Below are 22873 nucleotides of genomic sequence, written 5' to 3'. Positions count from 1 at the left end.
ACATGATATTTATTGAATTATTTTTCCCTTTTTCTTTCAGCCTTGCGAATATAGCAAAAAACAGGCACTTCTAAAAGGACATATTCCGATGCAGAATACAACTAATAGCTTAACTTTTCAGTACGGCTTGCATCTAATCTTAAGAAGATAAATAAGAGAACCGTAAAAGACCAAAGTGATGATCCACCGTAGCTAAAAAATGGCAATGGAATACCAATTACAGGAGCCAGTCCAATTGTCATCCCAATATTAATTGCCAGGTGAAAGAACAGGATACATGCGACACTATATCCATAGACCCGACTAAAAATTGAACGCTGTCGTTCCGCCAAAAATATGAGCCGAAGCAGAAAAAACAGAAATATTACAATCACGAAAGTGGCACCAATAAATCCCCACTCTTCTCCTACCGTACAAAAAATGAAATCTGTACTTTGCTCAGGAACAAAGTCAAATTTAGTTTGTGTCCCTTGCAAAAAGCCCTTACCACTAAATCCGCCTGAACCAATCGCTATTTTCGATTGAATTACGTGATATCCAGAACCATGCGGATCGGACTGTAAACCAAGCAACTCGTTAATTCGAACTCGTTGGTGTGGCTCCATCACCTTGTTAACTACATAGTCAACCGAAAATGTAAAGAAAACCAACGACAAGAATACACCTAAGACAATCAGCAATTTGTTTATTTTCTTTCTAAAGGAATATATCGCAAATACAATAACTCCAATAACAGATACATACAACATTATCTCCGCAGTTGACCTTTCAAGTTTCAACAAAAAGTTTCCTAATAAGGCAACACTAATCATAGCCAGAAAAATGGCAAGAGTTTTAAGGGTTTCAACAATTCGTTGTTGAATAAAATAATGCACAACAAATCCACCGATGGCAAGTAAAGCAATGGAGGCAACCAAGCCATAAACGAGTGTGACAACGAAAACTATTCCAAGCAAAAGCCCCAGAAAAAGGACATTTCCTGATAAACCCTCGCGATACAATACCAAAACAAAAACGCTAAAAACCAATGCCGAACCAGTATCATTTTGGAGAAAGATTAATAATACCGGAGTCAATAATATCGCTCCTATAGTCAGCAAGGATTTAAATTGATGTATTTTAAAATTGAAAGAACTAACATACTTTGCCAAAGCCAATGCCGTGGTAAACTTCGCAAATTCAGCCGGTTGTATTGCAAAACCTCCAATCTGAAACCAGGAACGGGCTCCATTCACTTCGGTTCCTACTAACAGCACAGTAATTAGCAGAAAGATAATTACCAAATACAATACATAGCCAAGAGACACATAAAAATTACTATCAATTATTAGCATTGTAAATGCCAAGACAATTGCTGCTCCAATCCAAAGCAGCTGCTTCCCATAACGCTGGCTAATATCAAAAATACTGCTAAACTCTTCATTATATACCGCAGCATATATATTAATCCACCCCATAAACATTAGTAGCAAATACAAGAAAATGGTCACCCAGTCCAAATTAGCCCATATGTTGTTTCTTTTTGCCATTCTATTTTGGTTGAATTGGATTTAACAAATTAGCATTGGCCATTTCATTTTCTATAGGCAACCTACGTTTTGCAATCTGCCCCGTTAAATATTTTTCAATAACCAAGCTGGCTATTGGGGCTGCATATCTTGCTCCCCAAACTCCATGCTCAACGTACACAGAAATGGCAATTTGAGGATTCACTTTAGGTGAAAAGGCAACAAATGCAGAATGATCCGACCCCTGGTAGTTTTGAATAGTCCCTGTTTTGCCACAAATAGTGATCGTATCCAATACTGTTCTATATCGGGTATTTGTCTCCTCAACAACAGCCTGCATTCCGTCAATAACCACATCAAAAACATCCTTACTGATGCCTGATTCATTTCTCTCAAATTCCAATATCTGTTCATTCTCGCTAGCCGACCAAACAGATCTGACCAAATGAGGAGCAATATAATACCCTCGATTGGCAATAGCAGCGGCCATATTCGCCATTTGAAACGGAGTTAACAACAACTCTCCCTGCCCAATCGCCATGGAACGAATGGTTAGAGCATTCCATCTTCTTTCCCCATAATAGTGATTGTAATACGACTCGTTGGGAACATTTCCAGAAACCTCTCCTGTCAATTCATTGCTTAATTTCTGTCCAAACCCGAAATCCAGCAAATGATTTCTCCAGGCGTTAAACCCTTCCACAGAAGTCGGGTATTTTCGAAAGATTGAATTAAACGTATTCCAAAAAAACGGGTTGCATGACTCCCGTATCGCATTGCGAACACTAATTGGAGTTACGTGGTTATGAGTACATTTAATTGGGCTTGAGGCTGGCCCATTGCAGGAAAATTTAGTATCTGTTGTAATAGTTCCTTCGTCCAATGCAATGATAGCATTCATTAATTTAAAGGTTGATCCTGGGGGATAAGCCCCCATAATTGCCCGGTTGAAAAGTGGCTTCAAACTGTCACCCTCCAGCTTCGAGTAATTGCTCCCTCTCTGCCTTCCGACTAACAAAGACGGATCGTAAGTTGGAGCACTAACAAAAGCTAACACCTCACCTGTTGAAGGTTCAATAGCAACAATGCTCCCTTTCTTATTTTGCATCAGATATTCGCAGTAACTTTGCAAGTTTGCATCGAGCGTAGTTGTTATGTTTTTTCCAAGTACTGCAACAGAATCGTTTCTTCCTTCCCGATAGGCTCCCTTTTTACGATTGTGAACATCAACCAGAAAAAAGTTAACTCCTTTACTTCCCCTCAAATCCTTTTCATAGGCGCCCTCCAATCCTGTTGAACCAATATAGTCACCTCGGGAATAGTAGGAATCTCTTTTAATATCTGAAGCACCAACTTCACTTACATATCCCAGAACATGAGCAGCTGTTTTAAAAGGATATTCCCTTAACGTCCTTGTTTGAACGAAAAATCCGGGATACTTATATAATCGTTCCTGCAATACAGCATAGGTTTCCTGAGAAAGCTGTTTTACAATAACAGAAGGTTTATAACGGGAATAATTTCTTGCTTTTTTGAGCTCTTCAATTAATGCTGTTTTTTCAATCTCAAGAATATTACAAAGCGACAAAGTATCAAATGTACCAACCTCACGAGGTGTAACCAACAAATCATAGGCAGCCCGATTATAAACCATCAGTTCACCATTTCGATCATACATCAGCCCCCGGGCAGGATAACTCACCTCTCGCCTTAGTACATTTTTTGTAGCATATTGTTTATACGAAGAATCCAACACTTGAAGACGGAATAACTTCACAATAAACAACAAAGCCACCAACACAAAAATGCCACCCAACAAATATTTTCGTTTTGAAAATGAATCCACTTTTGCTTAATCCTTAAACATCAAAAACTGGCTAATTAAAATAATAATGAAAGTAAAACCCGTACTGAGCAAACTCCGCAACAAGGTATGAATAAACCCGCTAAATGTAAAAACTTCAATGAAAAACAAAAACAAATGGTGTCCAAATACCAAAATCAGAGCGTAGCGCCAAAACCAACGCATTCCCATCGATTTCACACGCGGACTTGAATCCACCTCGATACTGTCACGCGATGAAATTAAAGATATTACCTGCGGCCGCAAAAAGGCCAAAAAAGTTGTGGCAGACGCATGAATTCCCGGAGTGTTACTAAAGACATCGATCACCAGCCCTAACAAAAAACCTAATATTAGAATCAGATAGCGTGGGGTTTCAAATGGAAGAAGTAAAATAAAAAGCACGTACATGTAGGGATTAACATATCCGCTAAATTGAATATTGTTTAGTAGAATCACCTGGATAACAACCAGGATAATAAACATGAGAAAATATTTTGAGATTTCTTTAATCATTTTTATTCAATTCCTCCAAGTCGAGTTGTTCTTCAACCAGTAAATTTGAGACCACCTCAACATAAGAAAGTGTTTTAAAATTACTGGAAAGTTCAACCGTAATATCGTAAAAATTTCCACCACTTACCTGTTTAAAATCATGCACTCTACCAATGCGAATACCCTCCGGAAAAATGGAAGAGTAACTACTTGTAATAACTTCATCACCTTTATGAAGCGTGACATGAAAAGGAATCTCATTCAATTTAGCATAGCGGTAATCTATTCCGTCCCACACCAACGATCCAAAGTAATTATTGATTTTAGCAGAAAGCCCCCAACGCTTATTAAGAACACTTTGCCCTGTACTGAAATGCTCCGAAACGTTAGTAATTACCCCAACAACTCCACCGGGACCAATAATACCCATATCTGGTTTGATCCCATTTGCACTCCCTTTGTTCAGTGTAATATAATTGTATTGTTTGTTCACAGAATTATTAATGACCCTTACCGGTACAAAATCATAATTCTGCCCCGTTTGAGTAACTTTTTTTGTAGCGGCCTGCATCTCGGATAAAAGCATATCCTGAATTCGCTTTCTCAGCAAAGCATTATCCTTAGCCAATTCTTCATTGACCCGATTCAATTGAAAATAACTATAGACTGAATTATAGGTATTAAACAGATTTCCTGAAATCCGATTACTACTATTCAGAAATTTAACTTTCTGATAGTTGTTATAATTGACAATTAAAACCAAGGAAATGGCTTCAAAAACCAAAAACAGCAGGAAAAAATAATTACGTGCCAGAAATCGTAACAAACTTCTCATCTACAGGAAGGTTTTTGCTCCTTCCAATGCAGGCATTTACCTGATTAGGAAGGAGAATTTATCAACATTTTTAAGCGCGATACCCGTACCACGGGCAACAGCTCTTAATGGGTCTTCCGATACATGGAAGGGAATATTAATTTTTTCGGATAAACGTTTATCCAAACCACGAAGCAACGCACCACCACCTGCAAGGTAAATTCCTTTTGAAACTATATCTGAATATAATTCTGGTGGAGTTTGCTCAAGTGCACTTAATATTGCTGTTTCAATCTTGGAAATTGATTTCTCCAAGCAGTGAGAAATTTCCTGATATGAAACAGGCACTTCAATTGGTAATGCCGTCATCTGGTTTGGCCCCTGAACAATGTAATCGTTTGGTGGCTCTTCCAGCTGAGATAAAGCTGATCCAACATTAATCTTAATTTCTTCAGCAGTACGTTCACCAATTTTAATATTGTGTTGATGACGCATATACTCCATAATATCTGCAGTAAGGTCATCACCGGCAATACGAATCGATTTATTTGTAACGATCCCTCCAAGAGAGATTACTGCAATCTCGGTAGTACCGCCACCTATATCAACAATCATGTTTCCTTCCGGAGCTTCCACATCCAAGCCAATACCGATTGCTGCAGCCATTGGTTCATAAATCATATAAACCTCACGTCCCCCTGCATGTTCAGAAGAGTCACGCACAGCCCTAATCTCCACTTCTGTTGAACCTGACGGAATACAAATAACCATTTTCAGCGCAGGCGAAAAGAACTTTGATTTTGGATTGATCATTTTAATCATTCCGCGAATCATTTGCTCTGCCGCATTAAAGTCGGCTATCACCCCATCTCTCAATGGCCTGATTGTTTTCAGGTTTGCATGGGTTTTTCCCTGCATCTGCCTGGCTTTCTCACCAATCGCAACCAGTTTCTCTGTCTTTAAATCAATCGTAACGATCGATGGCTCATCAACAACGATTTTATCGTTTTGTATAATGATGGTATTTGCAGTACCCAGATCAATTGCAATCTCCTGGGTTAAAAATGAAAACAATCCCATGTTAATATTTTGTCTTAATTTATCATTACACCCACCGTCGGGCTTTGCGCTTAATGTTTAAAATGACGACGACCAGTAAAGAGCATTCCGATTCCAAATTCATCACATGCTTCAATTACTTCTTCATCGCGGATACTGCCACCTGGCTCAACAATGTATTTCACTCCATATTCATTGGCTGCTTCAATGCTATCCCTAAACGGGAAGAAAGCATCTGAAATAAGCACTGCTTCTTCAATCTTAATTCCTTCCTTCATATTGAAACGAGGAATTGTCAATTGACGCAAACTATCCAGTCGGTTAGGTTGTCCCATACCTGCACCAGTCAGCCAAAATGAACCGTCAATGTTTTCAGTCACTAAAGCAATGGAATTACTTTTTAAGTGTTTACATGCTGTAATACCAAACTTAGCAAGATTCAATTTATTTTGATCGAACTCAATTTTTGTGACATTTTTAAATTCGGTATCCATTCCCTCATCTTCATCCTGCACCAACATTCCGCCACTAATTGAACGATATAATTTCTCACCTGTAGTCTCCGCTTTAATTGGAGTAACCAACAAACGAAGGTTTTTCTTTTTACCAAAAACTTCCAATGCCTCGGGAGTGAAAGCAGGTGCTATAATAATTTCAACAAACTTCTTCCCAAACCAGCTCGCAACTTCTTCGGTCACTGTGTCCGAAAAACAAATAATGCTGCCATATGCACTAATAGGATCACCTGCCCAGGCAAGATCAAGCGATTTTAAAATGTTATCAGTTACTGCAAGTCCACATGGATTAAGGTGTTTGATCACCGAAACAGCAACTTTATTTTCAATGTGAGAAACTGCATGAAATGCATCACTCGCTGATTTCCAAGCTGCATCTGCATCTAACAGATTGTTATATGAAAGAGCTTTACCTTGCAACACATCTGCATTTGCCAAAGTAATAGAAGAATCAGCATTATCGAATTTATAGAATGTAGCCGATTGATGCGGGTTTTCTCCATATCGAAGAACATGTCCATCATTCAAACTCACCCGGTTTTTATCTGTGATACCTTCATTGAAATAATTAAAGATAGCAGAATCATAATGCGATGAAGTTGCAAATGCCTTACGTGCAAAAGCTTTTCTGTCTGCGATGTCACTTTCACCGTTCTTCGAATCCAGCAAATCGATCAAGTCACCATACTGATCGCGGGAAGAAACAATGATTACATCTTTAAAGTTTTTGGCTGCAGCGCGAATCAACGCGATTCCACCTATATCTATTTTCTCAATAATGTCTTCTTCGGAAGCACCGGAAGCAACTGTTTCTTCAAATGGATATAAGTCAACAATCACCAAATCAATTTCAGGAATTTCATACTCTGCAATTTGCTTTTTGTCCCCCTCATTATCACGACGGTTCAAAATACCTCCAAAAACTTTTGGATGCAGCGTTTTCACTCTTCCTCCCAGAATTGATGGATATGACGTAAGACCCTCAACTGCAGAAACATCAACATTCAGGTCTTCTATAAATGATTGGGTACCACCTGTTGAATAAATTTTTACACCCAGCTTGTCCAACTTCTTTACTATGGCATCTAACCTGTCCTTATGATAAACTGAGATCAGTGCGGATTTAATCTTCTTTAAATCATTCATTTATAGCATTTTAAATTTGATGCACAAAGATAATAAAAAACGACTGATTTATCTTCTGAAAAACGTGGCTTTTCAGGATTTTTTATTGACAATAAAATAGTGAAAATAATTAACCCAATAGTTCACCTGCAAATACACCATCCTTCGAATTTCTATTTAATTAAAATGAATATTTTCAGAAATCGTCTGGAATTGTTCTATCTTTACTTTCAAATCATTTTTATTATGTTGCTGGCTCGCCTGATTTATGAGAGTTTTTCGTTTGCAGGTAATTCTTTGCGTGCAAATAAACTACGCACATTCCTATCACTTCTTGGCATTACAATTGGCATTTTTGCCATCATTTCTGTTTTCACTGTTATTGACTCACTGGAAGGATACATTCGAAACAGTTTGAATTCATTAGGTAGCAACATGATTTATGTACAAAAGTGGCCATGGACGCCTCCTGAGGGAGAGAGTGAATATCCATGGTGGAAATACTTAAATCGTCCAGTCCCACAAATTGAAGAAACCGAGGAGATTGCCAGGCGTTCGAGAACAACAGAAGATGCAGCTTTTTTATTTGGTTTTGGAGCAACGGTTCAGTTTGAAAACTCCAAAGCTGAGAATACTGAGATAATGGCTTCATCTTATGAACTATTTGATACCTGGAATTTGGAAATCGAAAAAGGACGATATTTTACGGAATCAGAAAGTCAAACAGGAGCTGCACTCGCAGTACTCGGAACTGAATTAGTTGAGAAATTATTTGAAGGTCGAGATCCAATTGGGAACGAAATAAAAATTCAGGGGCATCGACTTTTAGTTATCGGGTCATATAAAAAACAAGGTTCTGATATGTTTGGCACCAGCATGGACAAACGAATACACATCCCTGTAAATTATGCAGCAAGCATGGTTGATTTTAGAAATAGAGATCGGGGACAAACAATCAATATTAAAGCAAAACAAACTGTTAGCAGAGATGAATTTGTTGCAGAAATTGAAGGCATTATGCGATCGCTGAGAAGGCTCCGCCCAATGGAAGAGAACAACTTCGCCATCAACGAAGTCAGTGCAATCTCCAATCAATTTGACGCATTTTTTGCGGTATTTAATGTGGCAGGTTCTATTATTGGTGGCTTCAGTATTTTGGTCGGCGGGTTTGGAATTGCCAACATCATGTTTGTATCAGTAAAAGAACGCACCCGAATCATTGGAATTCAAAAATCTTTAGGAGCTAAAAAGTATTTTATTTTACTCCAATTTATTTTTGAATCAGTCATTCTATCACTACTTGGCGGAATAACTGGCTTACTGCTTATTTTTGCAGGAACCAGCATCTTCAATGCGATAGCAGACATGAATATATCACTATCGCTTGGTAATATAATCCTGGGAATAATGATCTCTGGGATAATTGGCGTTGTTTCAGGTTTCATGCCAGCCCTTATTGCTTCCAGACTAGATCCTGTTGAAGCCATCAATACAGTATAATTTGTTTGGATTTTTTACGAAACAGCCATCCGAAACCACATGGCTGTTTGCATCAACCGATTAGCCTCTTCTTCGAACTGGCATTTAACATGCATCATATTTACTGACTCTTCAAATTCATCCATTGTGAATTCGTACCCAAAATGTGGTAATATTTCAAAAATTCCTTCTACCGACAATTGATTTATCGTTTGACGAAGTTCTTTATCTTCCTGCGAATTTTTAATAAATTTCATTGCATCATTAATTGCCATAATTCTTCATTTTGATAGTTTTCAACCCACCCGTTTCATACATTTTTGTAGGAAATAAAACACGGACATTACCGAATTGTCTGATTTTCCTAAAGTAACAGGCATATTACCAATATGGGCAAACCATGTGCCGAAAATTTGTCGCTAAAAAATACTACACGGTTCCTAAATGAACCAAGGCATCTCCCTGATAAACAATTGGAGCATGGTTCATTCCAATAATATAACCATCATGTGGAATCTTCACCAAATGTTCGAAACTACCATACGGATCGGATATACTACCCACTATTTCTCCTTTTTCAACCTTGGCACCATCTTTTAAAAAGAAGCGAAAAAGTCCACCATGCCTTGCCCGAAACCAAGAAGATTGATTTATTACGATCGGCTCAGTTATTTCATTGGCTGATATTTCATCAGAGAAATCTCTCATCCCGAGATGGTGCATCGTTCGCATTACACCATTCACACCGCGCATGGTAATACGTTTATGAAAATCGAGTGACTTGCCCCCTTCAAATAAAATTACTTTTTTCCCCATTTTAGTTGCAACCTGCCGGAAAGACTTTTCTCGTTCTGGAGCATATACAATAAAGCGAGGTTTAAAAACCTGAGCCAACTCCAACAACTCTGGATGGTCCCGGCTTATTCGAATTTGAGAACTATTAAACCGGTCAGCCCCACCCGTATGAAAATCAATACAATAATCAGCATGTGGCATAATCTCATTCATCATGTAGTAAGCAAAAATACTTGCCAACGACCCCGTCTTTGAACCTGGAAAAAACCGATTCAAATCTTTTCCGTCAGGAAAATCCCTGGTTTGGTTTAGAAATCCAAAGACATTTAGTACCGGAATACAAATTACTGTTCCTTTATCCGGCCTGTTAATTTTCCGGGAAATAAGCTCTCGAATGATTTCAACACCATTCACCTCGTTCCCATGAATTCCGGCAATTAGCAGAAGAACAGGTCCATCTTCCCTGCCACGTTGCACAATAACAGGAATTTCCACTTTTGTACGGTTATGTAGCCTGGCAATATCCAAATTAAGGATTGTCTTCCTCCCGGGACGAATCTCCGTATCTAAAATAACCATTGATTTTCGCTTCACCATGACGGACAAATCATACGTTTCTTTCTACATAACGAATAATACTTCTGGCGATGTCCGTACCTGTCGCTTCCTCAATGCCTTCAAGACCAGGAGAGGAATTAACTTCCAGAATCAATGGACCATGCTCCGAAGGTAACATATCAACACCAGCAACACCCAAACCCATTACTCTGGCTGCTTTTAAGGCTGCATTTTCTTCGTCCTCCGACAATTGATAAACTTCAGCAGAACCTCCGCGATGCAGATTTGATCGGAATTCACCTTTTTTAGCCTGACGCTTCATCGCTCCAACAACAACCCCATCAACCACAAAAGCGCGGATATCAGACCCTTTTGCTTCTTTTATAAACTCTTGAATAATCACCCTTGCTTTTAATCCGTTAAATGCTTCAATTACAGACTCTGCAGCATTCTCTGTTTCTGCCAAAACCACACCAAGCCCCTGGGTGCCTTCCAATAATTTAATCACAACAGGTGCCCCGCCAACACTATCAATAATATCTTTCACATTTCGCGAATAATTGGTAAACACAGTTTTAGGAAGACCTAAGCCTGCGCGGCTAAGAATCTGCAAGCTTCGCAACTTATCACGTGAGCGAACAAGCGCCTGAGACTCAACGGCGGTAAAAACCTTCATCATCTCAAATTGCCTTACAACAGCTGTTCCGTAAAAAGTTACGGATGCACCAATTCGAGGGATAACAGCATCTACTCCTTCAAGATGATTACCTCTAAAGATGACGGATGGTTTTTTCTTTTCTATTACTAAATCACACTTGGAATGATCTACAATTTGCATATCATGTCCTCGTTGCTTACCCGCTTCAATCAATCTTTCTGTTGAGTACAAATGGGCATTTCTAGACAGTACAACAATTTTCATCAGTAATTTTTAGCTGAATTAAAATATTTAATGCTTAATTAATTTGACAATCCCCCTCCTCGATAAATCTTTCATGGAACTATCAACAATAAATTTCTTCGACAAAAATTTTCTCCCTAACAAAACTGGAAATTTCATACTCCCTCGTTCCGTCAGGGTAAGTTCAATAGGGAAAAGCTGATCAAAAATTTGAATCGTTGTTTCAATACTAAACCTCTCTTCCAGGATTCCGTTTGAGCTTCTCACTTTTTTTAAATTGAATTGATCAAAGGTAATTTTTCGGTTATGATACTTTTCATGCTCAGGATCAAGAAAATTACAACAAAGTTTCTCAACTCCATCTTCTTCAATCATGGAAATTTTATGACAATGAAAACTTGATGTAAATGCACCAGTATCGACTTTCACCTCAATATCCATAAGCTCCAGCTTTGGAAAATCAGCTTTATCTTCTCTACCTATTAAAATTCGGGGTGCTCTCATCAAAGAATATTGAAAAATATTTTTGCAATAACCATGTACATGATCAATCCAAGTATATCATTCATAGTTGTAATAAAAGGTCCTGTTGCCAATGCCGGGTCAATCTTTAATTTATTCAATAACAAAGGAATAATTGTTCCAAACATCGAAGCAAAAATTATCACAATAAAGAGAGAAATACTAACAGCCCAAGTAAGGTTCATACTATTGCTGAACGTATAATTATAGATAAATATTAGCGAGGCAAACACCATGGCAGTAATCAGTGCGACTGCGAGCTCTTTCAACAGTTTTTTACCAAATGAGTCAAAGTCTCTGGCACCACTAGCTATCGTTTGAACTACAATTGAAGAAGATTGTACGCCAACATTACCTGCCATCGCAGCAATTAAAGGAATAAAAAATGCCATTGCCGGAATCTGAGCCAGTGCTTTCTCATTCGCTCCTAAAACCTGCGCTCCTAAAATTCCACCAATTAATCCAATCAACAACCATGGAAGACGAGCACGAGTCAAATTCCATACCCGGTCACCCGACTCAACGTCCCCGGAAATACCAGATACCATTTGATAGTCTTTCTCTGCTTCTTCCCGAATAACGTCCACGACGTCATCGATGGTAATTCGTCCTTTCAGCCTCCCAATATGATCAACAACCGGCAAGGCAACTAAGTCATAACGCTCCATTACCTGAGCCACTTCTTCCTGAGTTGCATCAGTTCTCACAGACTGCACCTCTTCTTCAATCAGGTTCTTTATTTTAGTTTGAGTAGGTTTTAAAATCAGCCTTTTTAACGACAGTATCCCCTTTAAAACCTCATCATCATCAACTACATATACATAGTAAATCTCATCAATTTCTTCTGCTTGCTGAGATATTTCCTTCAGGCAGGTCTGAACAGTCCAGTTTTCATTTACCAGAACCATTTCCTTGGCCATCAAACCACCTGCCGAATCCTCATCATATTCCAACAAATCTGCAATATCACCAGCCTGTTCTTTATCTTCAATCTTTAAGAGAACGGCTTCTTTCATCTCGTCTTCCAAGTCTCCAACCACATCCGCAGCATCATCAGAATCCATGAATTCGATAAACTGTCTGGCAATAACCTCAGGGGGTAAGACTTTCAAAAATCTTCTTCGATCATGCTCAGGAATCTCGATCAATACATCAGATGCAGTTTCTCCATCAAGCTGTAAGTATAGATATTTTGCCTCCTCCGTATTGAGTTCTTCCATGACCTCAGCAATTTCAGTCGAATGCAGTCCTTCCAGCATCTTCAATACTTCCTTTGACTGATCATTTTCAATTAATTCCTGAATCCTATCGACAAACTCTCTGTTTAGCTCGAATTGCATAATCTCATTTTTTGGGTTGATCTTGTATCAACCTGGTTAGATTTTCAAAATCACTAACACTCAACTGCTCCGGACGTTTAGAAAAAACGTCTTCTTTTTTCAATAAATCATCCGTCAGAAATACTTTTAACGAATTGCGAAGTGTTTTTCTGCGCTGATTAAAAGCTGCTTTCACAACTTTGAAAAACAATACTTCATCGCAAATTAGATTTTCTTTATTATTGCGAACCAAGCGAATAACCGCAGATTTTACCTTCGGTGGCGGGATGAATACCTGTTCATGAACTGTGAATAGATACTCAAGGTCATAAAACGTTTGAAGGAAAACACTGAGTATTCCATATGTTTTTGATCCATGTGCAGCGCATAACCTCTCTGCAACTTCTTTTTGAATCATTCCTACAACCTCCGGAATTTGATTCCGATGATTCAGAACCTTAAAAAATATTTGGGAGGATATATTGTAGGGGAAATTTCCAATTATACTAAAACGCTCGGTTGTATATTGACTGAAATCCATTTTTAGAAAATCTTCAGAAAGAATTCTTCCTTCTAACTGAGGAAAATGCTTATTCAAATACTCAACCGATTCCCGATCAATTTCAACTACTGTTGTTTCGTAGGTTCTATTTTGGAGTAAAAATTGGGTGAGGACACCCATTCCCGGACCAACTTCCAATACCTTTTTTGTATCGTTAGTCAGCAGGCTTTCAACAATTTTAAGGGCAATGTTCTTGTCCTTCAAAAAGTGTTGACCTAGATTTTTTTTGGCCCTTACACTGGTCATATCTATCACTATCGTTGATCTTCGATTCCATATATGTTGTTAAAAACCGAGGTGATTTAAAACAAATATTTATTTTTGTCTGCGAATCTTGCCTTGGAAAGGCGTGCAAATTTAAAAAAGTACTTAATAAAAATGCTTTAAATGCGATTAAAATTAGCGTATTTTCAGCAATAAACAAGATTGATTTGAAACAGAAATTAATTAAGATCCTTAAATTTCTTGCCTTTTTAGCATTAGGAATAGTATTATTCTGGCTCGTCTATAAAGATCAAGACATTGATCGTATTAAATCCATACTAACAAATGATGTAAATTATTTCTGGATCTGGGTGTCTCTTTTCCTGGGATTACTGAGTCATATCAGCCGGACCATGCGATGGAATTTAATGATCGAACCTCTAGGTAAAAAGCCAAGACTCTTAAATACGTTCCTCTCAGTGATGGTAGGTTATCTAATGAATTTAGTCATTCCACGAATGGGAGAAATTTCACGTTGCGGAGTACTTGCCAGGTATGAGAAAATTTCGTTTACAAAACTCATTGGTACAGTTGTCACCGAACGGATTATCGATGTAATTATGCTTTTGATTCTGACTTTTATTGTGGTTGTCACACAATTTGGGGAAGTAATCAAGTTTTTAAATAATAATCCGGATATTAAAGATAAACTCAACTCGATAGCTTTCTCTCCATGGGCCATTTTAGGGATTCTTTTTGTAATTATCCTGATTTACGTTTTTAGAAAGAAACTGAAAAAAACGGCTGCATTCTCAAAGGTCAAAGAGATCATCAATAATTTTGGTGAAGGTTTAAAGTCAATCAAAGACATGAAGCACAAGGGTGCTTTCATCTTCCATTCGGTATTTATTTGGGTGATGTATTACATCATGCTTTACGTGGTTTTCTTTGCCTTCGATTTTACCTCTCATCTTTCTGCCATTGCAGGGCTGACAACTTTTGTTTTGGGCAGTTTTGGAATGGTTGCCCCTGTACAGGGCGGTATTGGCACTTGGCACTTTATGGTGGTCCAAAGCCTGATCGTATATGGAATTGACAAATCAGACGGTTTGATATTTGCGTTTTTGGCACATGGTTCTATGACTTTTATGCTAATCCTGCTTGGCTTAATTTCATTACTTGTGTTACCATTCATTAACCGAAGAACCAATTAAAGTTTGTAGTTTTACGTGGACAATTTAATATTGCCATTTTGAATACCGAACTTTTTATAGCAAAACGTTTATTCTCCTCGAAAGATCAAAATCAAAGGCTTTCACGTAGGGTTGTTCGACTAGCAGTAGCTGGCATAAGCCTTGGCATGGCTGTGATGATCATGGCCGTTGCAATCGTTACAGGTTTCCAAAGTGAAATCGAAAGCAAGGTGAATGGTTTTGCATCTCAACTGCAGATTGCGAATTACGACAGCAACCAATCCTACCAAACCTCTCCGATCTCGAGTAATCAATCTTTTTTGGAAGAACTTACTCAAATGGATGGCATCCGCCACATCCAGAAAGTTGCCACCAAGCCTGGAATGATCAATACTGAGGATGAAATACAAGGCGTGATTTTAAAAGGAATTGCCGATGATTTCGATTGGACTTTTTTCGAAAACAATAAAGTTGAAGGCAGGGCGATTCAACTAGACTCATTGCGAACCAATGATGTTTGGATTTCACAGCAGCTATCAAACATGCTAAAATTGAAATTGGGGGATAGCTTCCGCATGTATTTCCTCAATCAAAACGAAACTGTACCTCGAATACGGAAATTTGAAGTTGGAGGGATTTACAGAACTGGACTGGAGGAGTTTGACCGCATGTTTGTCCTCATTGACATCAGGCACGTTCAGCGATTAAATTCATGGAAAGAAGATCAAATCAGTGCTTTCGAAATCTATCTGAACAATGCGGATGAAGTGGATAAAAAAGAGTACCAACTACGTGATTTAATTCTTGCCCATCTTGAAGAAGATGCACCTCTTTTACGTGTTATCAATATCAAAAGAAAGTTTCCTCACATATTTGACTGGCTTGATATGCTTGATATGAATGTGTGGATTATTCTTGGTCTAATGGTTTTGGTTGCAGGATTCAATATGATCTCGGGCTTACTAGTTATCATTCTTGAACGGACACAAATGATTGGAATACTCAAATCAATGGGAGCCGCAAATACAAATGTCCGTAAAGTGTTTTTATACCTTTCTGCTTTTTTAGTTGGGGAAGGATTACTTTGGGGCAATTTACTTGGAATAGCTATTGGTTTATTGCAACATTATTTTCAAATCATACAACTCGATCCTGCTTCATATTACGTTGATACGGTGCCCATAAACCTTTCTATCCTCCATTTATTTTTTCTGAACGCTGGGGCCCTGGCAATAACGCTATTAATGCTTATTGGCCCATCTTACTTTATTAGCCGAATTGATCCGGGAAAAACTATCCGTTTCGAATAAAACCTTTTTTTTTAGCTCGAATAAGTCACAGCCAACACACCCTTTTTATTATTTTTTACGTTATTTTTCAAGAAAACATGAAAACGATCAATTGAAACGAAGTTATGACTCATTTTAAAACATTATTCATTCTGATACCACTCCTATTTTTCGCTATTCTAGCTTCTGCGCAACATCGGATTGCCGGAACAATAAAAGATGCAAAAACAGGCGATCCGCTTATCGGTGCAAATATCTATTTAGCAGGAACCACATACGGTGCCGCATCTGATAAAGAAGGAAAATACGAAATCACCAACGTTTCAGATGGAACATATGAATTAAGAGTAAGCTATAAAGGCTACCAGAGTGAACAGGTAATGCTTGAAGTTTATCAAAACAAATCGAGTGTCCATTTTCGATTAATAGAAAACAGCATCGATTTAAATGCAATTGTAGTTACCGGAACTCGAAGTGAACAGCCAATTAGCAACAGTCCTGTATTAACTCAACTAATAGGGAAAAAGGCAATCGCAGAGCAAAGCAACTTCACGCTCTCGCAGGTGCTAACACAAAATAATGCTTCTTATGAAATGGTAAAAGATAACACCGTTAATTCATTTCGCTTTGACGGACTAGGCGCTCAGTACACACTCTTTCTTTTGGATGGTGAGCGAATTGCCGGAGAAACCAAAGGTGCTGTAGATCTTTCAAGAATTAACCCTGCCACCATCGAGCGAATTGAAATTGTTAAAGGAGCTGGCTCCACTCTTTATGGTACCAACGCAATCGGAGGCGTTGTCAATATCATCAGCCGGGATGTATCAAAACCCATCGAAGTAAACGCTGGAATTCAGTCTTCATTATATAAGGATCCTTCCACCGAAAATAATCGATCGGAAGAATACGCCTACGCAAGTGTCAATCTGACAAAAGGGAAACTATCGTCATTTACAGATGGCAAATACAACAACTACTCACCTTATGACATCAATGGAGGTGCCGGATATTATGGCATTTTAACCCAGGAAAATGAATTCAATTATAACTTCAGGCAGAAACTCATCTTCAGGCCATTTGATCAATTATCACTAACGGGAAATGCGTCTTATTACAAGATGGAGCGTGATTTTCAACTGCAAGATTACCCCGACAAAAAAAGTGAAGACCTGACAGTTGGATTCAAAACAACTTATGCTCCATGGGAGAAAGCTAAATTTGAATTGTCATATCATTCAGATCACAATAAAATATATGATGTACTCAACCTGGGCACAGAAAAAAAAGACACGCTTGATTATGACAATCTTTTCCAGAACATCAGGTTTCTGGGAAATATAAAAATTGGGTATTTTAACGATGTTACATTCGGTGCTGAGTATATCCAAGAAGAACAATCATCATCTCAAAACAACATTGAAAGTCAGAAATTGGAAAATTACGTGGTTTATTTGCAAAATGAATTAATGATCAACCGTAACCTGACGCTTATTGGTGGTGTAAGAAATGAATTTCATTCCAGCTATGGAAGCTTTTTCACCCCTCAAACCAGCATCCTCTTTTCGCCTGGTAAATTTACTTTTCGTGGAAACTATGGAAAAGGATTTCGCGCACCATCTGTAAAAGAACTCTACACAAACCAATTTGCCATCCCGGCAACAGGTTCTCCAATCGCATTCTTTCTGGATGGTAATCCTGATTTGTTGCCAGAAACCTCAGAATATCTTTCTGGGTCAGCACAATTTTCCAATGAAAAAATTGACGTTTCATTGAGCTATTCAATGAATAATATCGATCAGCTTATCACCTATGATTCGATTGCAAATGTGATCATGGATGAAGAATCGATACCTCCCACTCCTCAACAAATTAATTATATCTATTCAAATGTTGAAGAGGCTCGTATAAACAGCATAAATCTGCTTGCACGGTACCGAATTTTCAACAGCTTAACGTTAAGCGCATCGGGAGCATATATTGAAGCAAAAGACCTGTCAAATGATGAAATTCTTCCAAACGTGCGAAAATTTAGCGCCCGTCTAAATCTTAATTTCAATCATTCATTTGGAGGTTATGCCATTTCAGCAAATTTGAATACAAACTACTTTGGATCAAAAAAAGTAATCAATATTTACAGCGAAACAAATGAACTGGTTGAATTGTCTGATTATACGCTTTGGAAATTAATGACTACTCACACTTTGAAGAAACATTACACACTAAAAATCGGGGTTAATAACCTGTTCAACAAATCGGACGACCAACCTGAGTATTTTAACCTTACAAGTCCCGGGAGAATGCTGATATTTGGTGCTTCTGTAAATTTTTAAAAAAACATAACTTCGCTACAACATTTTTTGCACGAGTTGGTTCTCTCATATAAACCCATGAAAACAGAATCGCTGATGTTCACCGAATTTCCAAAACATATTGAACGCTTTTTAAAAAAAGGGTTGCCGGGTTCCAGGTCTCACTTGAAAATGATTCCTCCAGGAAGGGAACTCAGTATCCGTGAATCAGATCGCGATAAAATCCGCTACGGGAGTGTGCTCCTATTGCTGTTCCCCTATCAAAATGAAATATACACCTGCCTCACCAAACGAAACCCATCAATGAATTCTCATCCCGGACAAATCAGCTTTCCAGGAGGAAAAATTGAGGAAGGAGAAAGTCCGGAATTAACTGCTCTTCGAGAGACAGAAGAAGAAGTTGGAATTTCACCTTTAAAAGTCAAACTGTTAGGCATGTTGTCAGAACTTTACATCCCGGCAAGCAGGTTTAATATTTTTCCCTATGTTGGTTGGCTCGAAGAAAAGCCGGAGTTCGTTTTAAATAAAGAGGAAGCTGAAAAGATTCTATTATTCCCGATTACTGAGAGTAACAAAAATAAAGAGATACAGGAAATTGAGTTAGAAACTGTAACAGGTCCGCTGACAGTTCCTTATTATCCTTTTGAAGGTGAAATAATTTGGGGAGCCACTGCAATGATCTTAGCCGAATTTTTTGATCTCTTACATGAGAATCAACCTATTTTTCGATAATATTTTGGTAATTTCGATACGTATTCAGCACCTTATTCACGTAATTATAAGGTTCATCTCCACGACAATATCCCCATTTCACAACAGGATCTTTATAGTATTTCGAAGCAGATTTATTTAAAAGAAAATAGTCAACATTATCTTGCCAAACAGTAGGATTTCGATCATATTTTTCAGCTAATCGTTGAGCATCTTTAACATGTCCCAAGCCAACATTATAGGAAGCAAGAACAAATTTAACCCGTTCCGTTGAGTCGGGTATTTCCTCTTTAAAATGATCATCCAGCCATTTCAATAATTTCACCCCAACTTTCACATTCTGATCCGGTTCTTCAAATTCATTCATCCTAAATAAATCAGCAGATTCTGGCATAACTTGCATTAGCCCTATAGCACCTGCCCACGATTCAGCATAGGGATCAAACATCGATTCCCGATAAATTATGGCAGCTATAAAACGCCAATCATATCCTGCCGTAGCACTTTCTTTTTTGATAATATCATCAAAAGGAGAAATCTTCCCGCCGGTAATAGAATGATAATCGCTTTTAACCATCTGCTGCGAGCGAGAATTTTCAAAATACTTGTTATAAATCACCCGAAAGGTCGATGTTTTTTTGAAGTTAATAATCCACGTATTCAAATAATTCAACCACTGCTCTGAATCTTTACGAACAGCCCAGGCAATATTCTGGGGGAAACTGATTGGAGTTGAAATATCTAAATTAGGATAATAGGTCTGGTTCACCTTTGCCACGTTCTCATCGCAAACGGTATAATCAATTTCACCTTGAGCAACCAACGCAACCAATTGCTCCACCCCATAAATTGAATCTTCAACAATATCAATTTCGGCTCCTATTTCCTCCGACAAATTACTAAGCCTTCGGTAGTAAGCAGTATTCTTCTGAACGTGAATTCGTTTTCCAGCTAATTCCAACTGATTTCTGATTAGCGATTCTTCCAAAGTCCTTCGACTCATCTCTTTCCAATTATCAGGCTTTTTTTGAATTAAAACTTGTCGTGTTTGTTCCAATGGAACCGTGAAATCAATTTTATCATTACGTCTCTTCGTGATGGTCAAATTCTTCGCAACAACATCATACTGTTCATTTGCTAATCCTTCAAAAGTCTCCTGCAGATTATTACTTACAGAAATCTCCAAGCGAACTCCCATATCATCAGCAAGCCTTCTCAGAAGTTCGTATTTAAATCCCATGGGTTGCCCACGATAAACAAAGTAATTGGTGGAGTTGTAATCAACAACTGCCCTCAACTTTCCAGATTTCATGATGCGGGTAAGGTCATTCTCTTTCTCAACAGAATCTAGTTTTTCCTTTGTGCCTCGCTCTCCAGTGATGCACGAAGAAAGGACAATCAAAATAAGAAATAGAAATTTCAGGTATCTGGTTGCTTTTATCATGTTGCTTTTTTGTTTGTCTAATCGTAAAACGACCAGGCAACACCAAGCCTAAAAGTTCGGCGGTAATAAGGATAATCCGGAGCAGCCCAAAAATTGCCATCAAGCAAGCCTGCTGTGGCATTTAGCCACTGAAAGAAAAACCTTGTCCGCTTTAATTTAAGATTGGCATGAACATCTACGTTGGGGAAGTTACCGATTTTTTGTTGATTTTGCCAAAAAAAGCGGCCTGTAGAAGAATCAAATGCATCAGCATAAAATGCTGAATTATAACGCACATCAGCTCCGATTTGCGTGTAAAGTACTTTTGACACAATTGTTTTATAACTTAAACTTAGGTAGCCAGTAATGTCCGGCAAATGCAGGTATTCTTCCTGATTTCCCTTCTGCCAAATCATTTTCCCCCTGATTAACCAATGCTTTGTGTCAATATCCTTATTTAGGTAGGCAGATAAAACCAGCATTTCACGACCACCCTGTTGTGGAAGCGCTTCAGCATTATTAAAAATATAGTTCCCAATCAAGGCATAATTCATCCCCAAAGTCAGCTTATATTTTTGAGAACTTATTTTCGAGCGAATGATCATCTCCTTGGTATTATCAAAACGGTTTCGCCATCTGTAATGATTGGACGTAAATTTTTGTTGAAAGTAATCAGGAACAATCGTATTTAGCTCACCCTCAACTTTCAGACTCATTGTATCATTCCCAATTTGCAATGGTTTCATAATGAAAGCTGACAACTCTGTTTGCCCCGACCGATAGCCGGTTAAATATAATTTTCCTTCACCACCCCATTGCCAAAACTTACCTTCTTCCCTGCCAATACCACCACCAACAAACGTATTACTGTATTTTTCTTTTACGAGGGTTGAATCATTAAGCGGCATCGTTATACGAATTCGATCATGCCCAATAAATGCACGTTTACTGAATGTATATTTTCGGTCTGGAGCTTCGTAAAACTTTAACTGAAAAACACTAGTCAGTCGATTGTATATTACTGTATCAGCGGTAGCGATAGAATCTAAAAAAATGGCCGGATAATAATCAAGATTTGGATCCTCGTCAATATAAGATCGTTGATTTCCCGAATATTCAAATTGATGCATTACCCCAGTTCGTGGAATAAATTTCTCGGTAACATTTCCGTCTTCGTCCACCACTTCAATAGTTTTCCCTAACCGATATTCATTATTCCAAAATATCGCACGATTACGAATGGAAGACCTGGCATTCAGCAGCTTAACCAAATAAGTCTCAGTATCACTAAATTCATTCAAATCCTGCCCTGGATCAAAACCTCCATTCTCTTGATTTTCCACCCGATTAAACATGACATTAAAATGCGAAAGCCACTGATCTGAAAGATAGCTGGAATACAAGCCAAGGGAACTGTTTTTATTTTCTTGGCGTCTATAATGCCCCATAGATTTCGCCTGATCGTAGAAGAATGTGAAGTTTAAATCCTTGTTCACATTTTGCGAATGAAAAACATTAAAACGATTTTCAGTTCTTGTGTTTTTATTCTCACTCTGGCTGTAATCCAAAAGTGTATATGGAGTTGTTGTATTAAAATATTTAATATCTGCAGGTTGAATTGCATAGGCATCATACGACCTATAGAAATAGAAATCAGTATTTGTTTCCCGGTTAAAAAATTCATTGGGAAGGTAAGCTCCTCCTAAATTTCCGGTAAACGTATTGGAGATGCTCCGGTAATGAATTGGATTGTACACATGGAAAAAATTCAAGGCGGTATCCACTACGGCAGAATCAATAGATGCACCATATCCACTTAGCTTCCAGCTATGAATAATTGAAGGTATTAATTGCCCAGGGTGATCATGCCCTTCTTCCTGATCATCAACTTGCTCCCGATCTTCTTCAAAATTGGAACCTGAACCAAAACTGCCAAATTCCTGAATATCTCTTTGCGAAAACACAAAGCTCACCATCAGAAACAAAAATGATATTGTAATACTAATTTTCCGGATCATGACGGGGCAAAGATAATTAAAAGTCCATCTTGCCATGAAAAATAAAGCCTTAAAAATCTTTAATTAAACATCCATTTAATTCAGGAAAATCTAAAATCTAAAATTGAAGCTGAATTTTCTTCCGAGATTCAGTACAAAGCGAGCATATCCTTAATCAAAAACGATCAAAAAACTATAATAAGGCAGCAAACAATTTTCATCAAAGTTTTTCTATTTTTGTGGCTTAATTCA

The 22873-nt window shown here is 38.1% G+C and carries 19 protein-coding genes; 5 read left to right on the top strand and 14 right to left on the bottom strand.

What is annotated here, in order from left to right; genetic code table 11:
- Positions 1–101 precede the first annotated feature (101 nt).
- The 6 genes from rodA to purH are packed head-to-tail and all read right to left on the bottom strand — an operon-like array spanning position 102 to position 7380.
- Entirely contained in the window at positions 102–1529 is a 1428-nt protein-coding gene (rodA, locus tag ACUNWD_RS17925) for a rod shape-determining protein RodA (RefSeq protein WP_445589229.1), read from the bottom strand.
- A 1-nt stretch (position 1530) separates the two neighbouring features.
- Positions 1531–3354 carry a penicillin-binding protein 2 gene (mrdA, locus tag ACUNWD_RS17920; protein WP_445589228.1) on the bottom strand — a complete coding sequence of 608 codons (1824 nt, stop codon included), beginning with the start codon at positions 3352–3354 and terminating at the stop codon, positions 1531–1533.
- 6 nt (positions 3355–3360) lie between these two features.
- Positions 3361–3837 carry a rod shape-determining protein MreD gene (gene mreD / locus ACUNWD_RS17915; protein ID WP_445589227.1) on the bottom strand — a complete coding sequence of 159 codons (477 nt, stop codon included), beginning with the start codon at positions 3835–3837 and terminating at the stop codon, positions 3361–3363.
- A gap of 22 nt (positions 3838–3859) precedes the next feature.
- On the bottom strand, positions 3860–4681 hold the full coding sequence (mreC, locus tag ACUNWD_RS17910; protein WP_445589226.1) for a rod shape-determining protein MreC: 822 nt from the start codon (positions 4679–4681) through the stop codon (positions 3860–3862).
- Between the two features lie 36 nt (positions 4682–4717).
- Positions 4718–5740: a rod shape-determining protein gene (locus ACUNWD_RS17905; protein ID WP_445589225.1), complete on the bottom strand. Its 1023-nt coding sequence runs from the start codon at positions 5738–5740 to the stop codon at positions 4718–4720.
- A 50-nt stretch (positions 5741–5790) separates the two neighbouring features.
- Complete coding sequence (purH, locus tag ACUNWD_RS17900) at positions 5791–7380, bottom strand: bifunctional phosphoribosylaminoimidazolecarboxamide formyltransferase/IMP cyclohydrolase (protein ID WP_445589224.1); 1590 nt, start codon at positions 7378–7380, stop codon at positions 5791–5793.
- 165 nt (positions 7381–7545) lie between these two features.
- Between purH and ACUNWD_RS17895 the strand changes: the two genes are divergently transcribed.
- The gene (locus tag ACUNWD_RS17895) at positions 7546–8859 is read left to right on the top strand and encodes an ABC transporter permease (RefSeq protein ID WP_445589223.1); all 1314 of its coding nucleotides are present in this window, start codon (positions 7546–7548) and stop codon (positions 8857–8859) included.
- Positions 8860–8873: 14 nt separating this feature from the next.
- On the opposite strand, the gene ACUNWD_RS17890 is transcribed toward ACUNWD_RS17895, so the two are convergent.
- The 6 genes from ACUNWD_RS17890 to rsmA form a co-directional block, all read right to left on the bottom strand.
- Entirely contained in the window at positions 8874–9113 is a 240-nt protein-coding gene (locus tag ACUNWD_RS17890) for a Nif11-like leader peptide family natural product precursor (protein ID WP_445589222.1), read from the bottom strand.
- A gap of 154 nt (positions 9114–9267) precedes the next feature.
- Entirely contained in the window at positions 9268–10230 is a 963-nt protein-coding gene (locus ACUNWD_RS17885) for a succinylglutamate desuccinylase/aspartoacylase family protein (protein WP_445589221.1), read from the bottom strand.
- 10 nt (positions 10231–10240) lie between these two features.
- Positions 10241–11113 (bottom strand): 30S ribosomal protein S6--L-glutamate ligase, encoded by an 873-nt coding sequence (rimK, locus tag ACUNWD_RS17880; protein ID WP_445589220.1) that lies wholly within the window; start codon positions 11111–11113, stop codon positions 10241–10243.
- 27 nt (positions 11114–11140) lie between these two features.
- On the bottom strand, positions 11141–11596 hold the full coding sequence (locus tag ACUNWD_RS17875; protein ID WP_445589219.1) for an ATP-dependent zinc protease family protein: 456 nt from the start codon (positions 11594–11596) through the stop codon (positions 11141–11143).
- On the bottom strand, positions 11596–12954 hold the full coding sequence (mgtE, locus tag ACUNWD_RS17870; RefSeq protein ID WP_445589218.1) for a magnesium transporter: 1359 nt from the start codon (positions 12952–12954) through the stop codon (positions 11596–11598). Before mgtE ends, ACUNWD_RS17875 begins: the two co-directional genes overlap by 1 nt.
- Positions 12955–12958: 4 nt before the next feature.
- A complete protein-coding gene (rsmA, locus tag ACUNWD_RS17865; RefSeq protein WP_445589217.1) occupies positions 12959–13741 on the bottom strand; it encodes a 16S rRNA (adenine(1518)-N(6)/adenine(1519)-N(6))-dimethyltransferase RsmA in 783 nt (260 codons plus the stop codon).
- Between the two features lie 185 nt (positions 13742–13926).
- Between rsmA and ACUNWD_RS17860 the strand changes: the two genes are divergently transcribed.
- From ACUNWD_RS17860 to ACUNWD_RS17845, 4 genes are all read left to right on the top strand, one after another.
- Positions 13927–14913, top strand: coding sequence for a lysylphosphatidylglycerol synthase transmembrane domain-containing protein (locus ACUNWD_RS17860; RefSeq protein WP_445589216.1), 987 nt, complete (start codon positions 13927–13929; stop codon positions 14911–14913).
- A gap of 38 nt (positions 14914–14951) precedes the next feature.
- Complete coding sequence (locus tag ACUNWD_RS17855; protein WP_445589215.1) at positions 14952–16202, top strand: ABC transporter permease; 1251 nt, start codon at positions 14952–14954, stop codon at positions 16200–16202.
- Between the two features lie 104 nt (positions 16203–16306).
- Complete coding sequence (locus ACUNWD_RS17850; protein WP_445589214.1) at positions 16307–18511, top strand: TonB-dependent receptor; 2205 nt, start codon at positions 16307–16309, stop codon at positions 18509–18511.
- 57 nt (positions 18512–18568) lie between these two features.
- Positions 18569–19222, top strand: coding sequence for an NUDIX hydrolase (locus tag ACUNWD_RS17845; protein ID WP_445589213.1), 654 nt, complete (start codon positions 18569–18571; stop codon positions 19220–19222).
- Here ACUNWD_RS17845 and ACUNWD_RS17840 read toward each other — a convergent pair.
- Both ACUNWD_RS17840 and ACUNWD_RS17835 read right to left on the bottom strand, forming a co-directional pair.
- Positions 19209–20645 (bottom strand): transporter substrate-binding domain-containing protein, encoded by a 1437-nt coding sequence (locus tag ACUNWD_RS17840; protein WP_445589212.1) that lies wholly within the window; start codon positions 20643–20645, stop codon positions 19209–19211. The two genes, ACUNWD_RS17845 and ACUNWD_RS17840, sit on opposite strands and share 14 nt — an antisense overlap.
- A gap of 17 nt (positions 20646–20662) precedes the next feature.
- Entirely contained in the window at positions 20663–22642 is a 1980-nt protein-coding gene (locus tag ACUNWD_RS17835) for a putative porin (RefSeq protein WP_445589211.1), read from the bottom strand.
- Positions 22643–22873 lie beyond the last annotated feature (231 nt).

The sequence above is a fragment of the Sunxiuqinia sp. A32 genome (genome assembly GCF_052690465.1).
The sequence above is the reverse complement of the archived record's forward strand: the minus strand, read 5'-3'. Positions and strand labels throughout refer to the sequence as shown.

What these genes read in the sequence shown, in the direction of transcription:
- mgtE (WP_445589218.1), bottom strand. Translation starts at nt 12,954, where the DNA reads ATGCAATTCGAGCTAAACAGAGAGTTTGTCGATAGGATTCAGGAATTA.
- rsmA (WP_445589217.1), bottom strand. Translation starts at nt 13,741, where the DNA reads ATGACCAGTGTAAGGGCCAAAAAAAATCTAGGTCAACACTTTTTGAAG.
- ACUNWD_RS17890 (WP_445589222.1), bottom strand. Translation starts at nt 9,113, where the DNA reads ATGGCAATTAATGATGCAATGAAATTTATTAAAAATTCGCAGGAAGAT.
- ACUNWD_RS17905 (WP_445589225.1), bottom strand. Translation starts at nt 5,740, where the DNA reads ATGGGATTGTTTTCATTTTTAACCCAGGAGATTGCAATTGATCTGGGT.
- ACUNWD_RS17885 (WP_445589221.1), bottom strand. Translation starts at nt 10,230, where the DNA reads ATGGTGAAGCGAAAATCAATGGTTATTTTAGATACGGAGATTCGTCCC.
- ACUNWD_RS17895 (WP_445589223.1), top strand. Translation starts at nt 7,546, where the DNA reads ATGAATATTTTCAGAAATCGTCTGGAATTGTTCTATCTTTACTTTCAA.
- mreC (WP_445589226.1), bottom strand. Translation starts at nt 4,681, where the DNA reads ATGAGAAGTTTGTTACGATTTCTGGCACGTAATTATTTTTTCCTGCTG.
- rimK (WP_445589220.1), bottom strand. Translation starts at nt 11,113, where the DNA reads ATGAAAATTGTTGTACTGTCTAGAAATGCCCATTTGTACTCAACAGAA.
- mreD (WP_445589227.1), bottom strand. Translation starts at nt 3,837, where the DNA reads ATGTTTATTATCCTGGTTGTTATCCAGGTGATTCTACTAAACAATATT.
- ACUNWD_RS17845 (WP_445589213.1), top strand. Translation starts at nt 18,569, where the DNA reads ATGAAAACAGAATCGCTGATGTTCACCGAATTTCCAAAACATATTGAA.
- ACUNWD_RS17840 (WP_445589212.1), bottom strand. Translation starts at nt 20,645, where the DNA reads ATGATAAAAGCAACCAGATACCTGAAATTTCTATTTCTTATTTTGATT.
- rodA (WP_445589229.1), bottom strand. Translation starts at nt 1,529, where the DNA reads ATGGCAAAAAGAAACAACATATGGGCTAATTTGGACTGGGTGACCATT.
- ACUNWD_RS17875 (WP_445589219.1), bottom strand. Translation starts at nt 11,596, where the DNA reads ATGAGAGCACCCCGAATTTTAATAGGTAGAGAAGATAAAGCTGATTTT.
- ACUNWD_RS17850 (WP_445589214.1), top strand. Translation starts at nt 16,307, where the DNA reads ATGACTCATTTTAAAACATTATTCATTCTGATACCACTCCTATTTTTC.
- purH (WP_445589224.1), bottom strand. Translation starts at nt 7,380, where the DNA reads ATGAATGATTTAAAGAAGATTAAATCCGCACTGATCTCAGTTTATCAT.
- ACUNWD_RS17835 (WP_445589211.1), bottom strand. Translation starts at nt 22,642, where the DNA reads ATGATCCGGAAAATTAGTATTACAATATCATTTTTGTTTCTGATGGTG.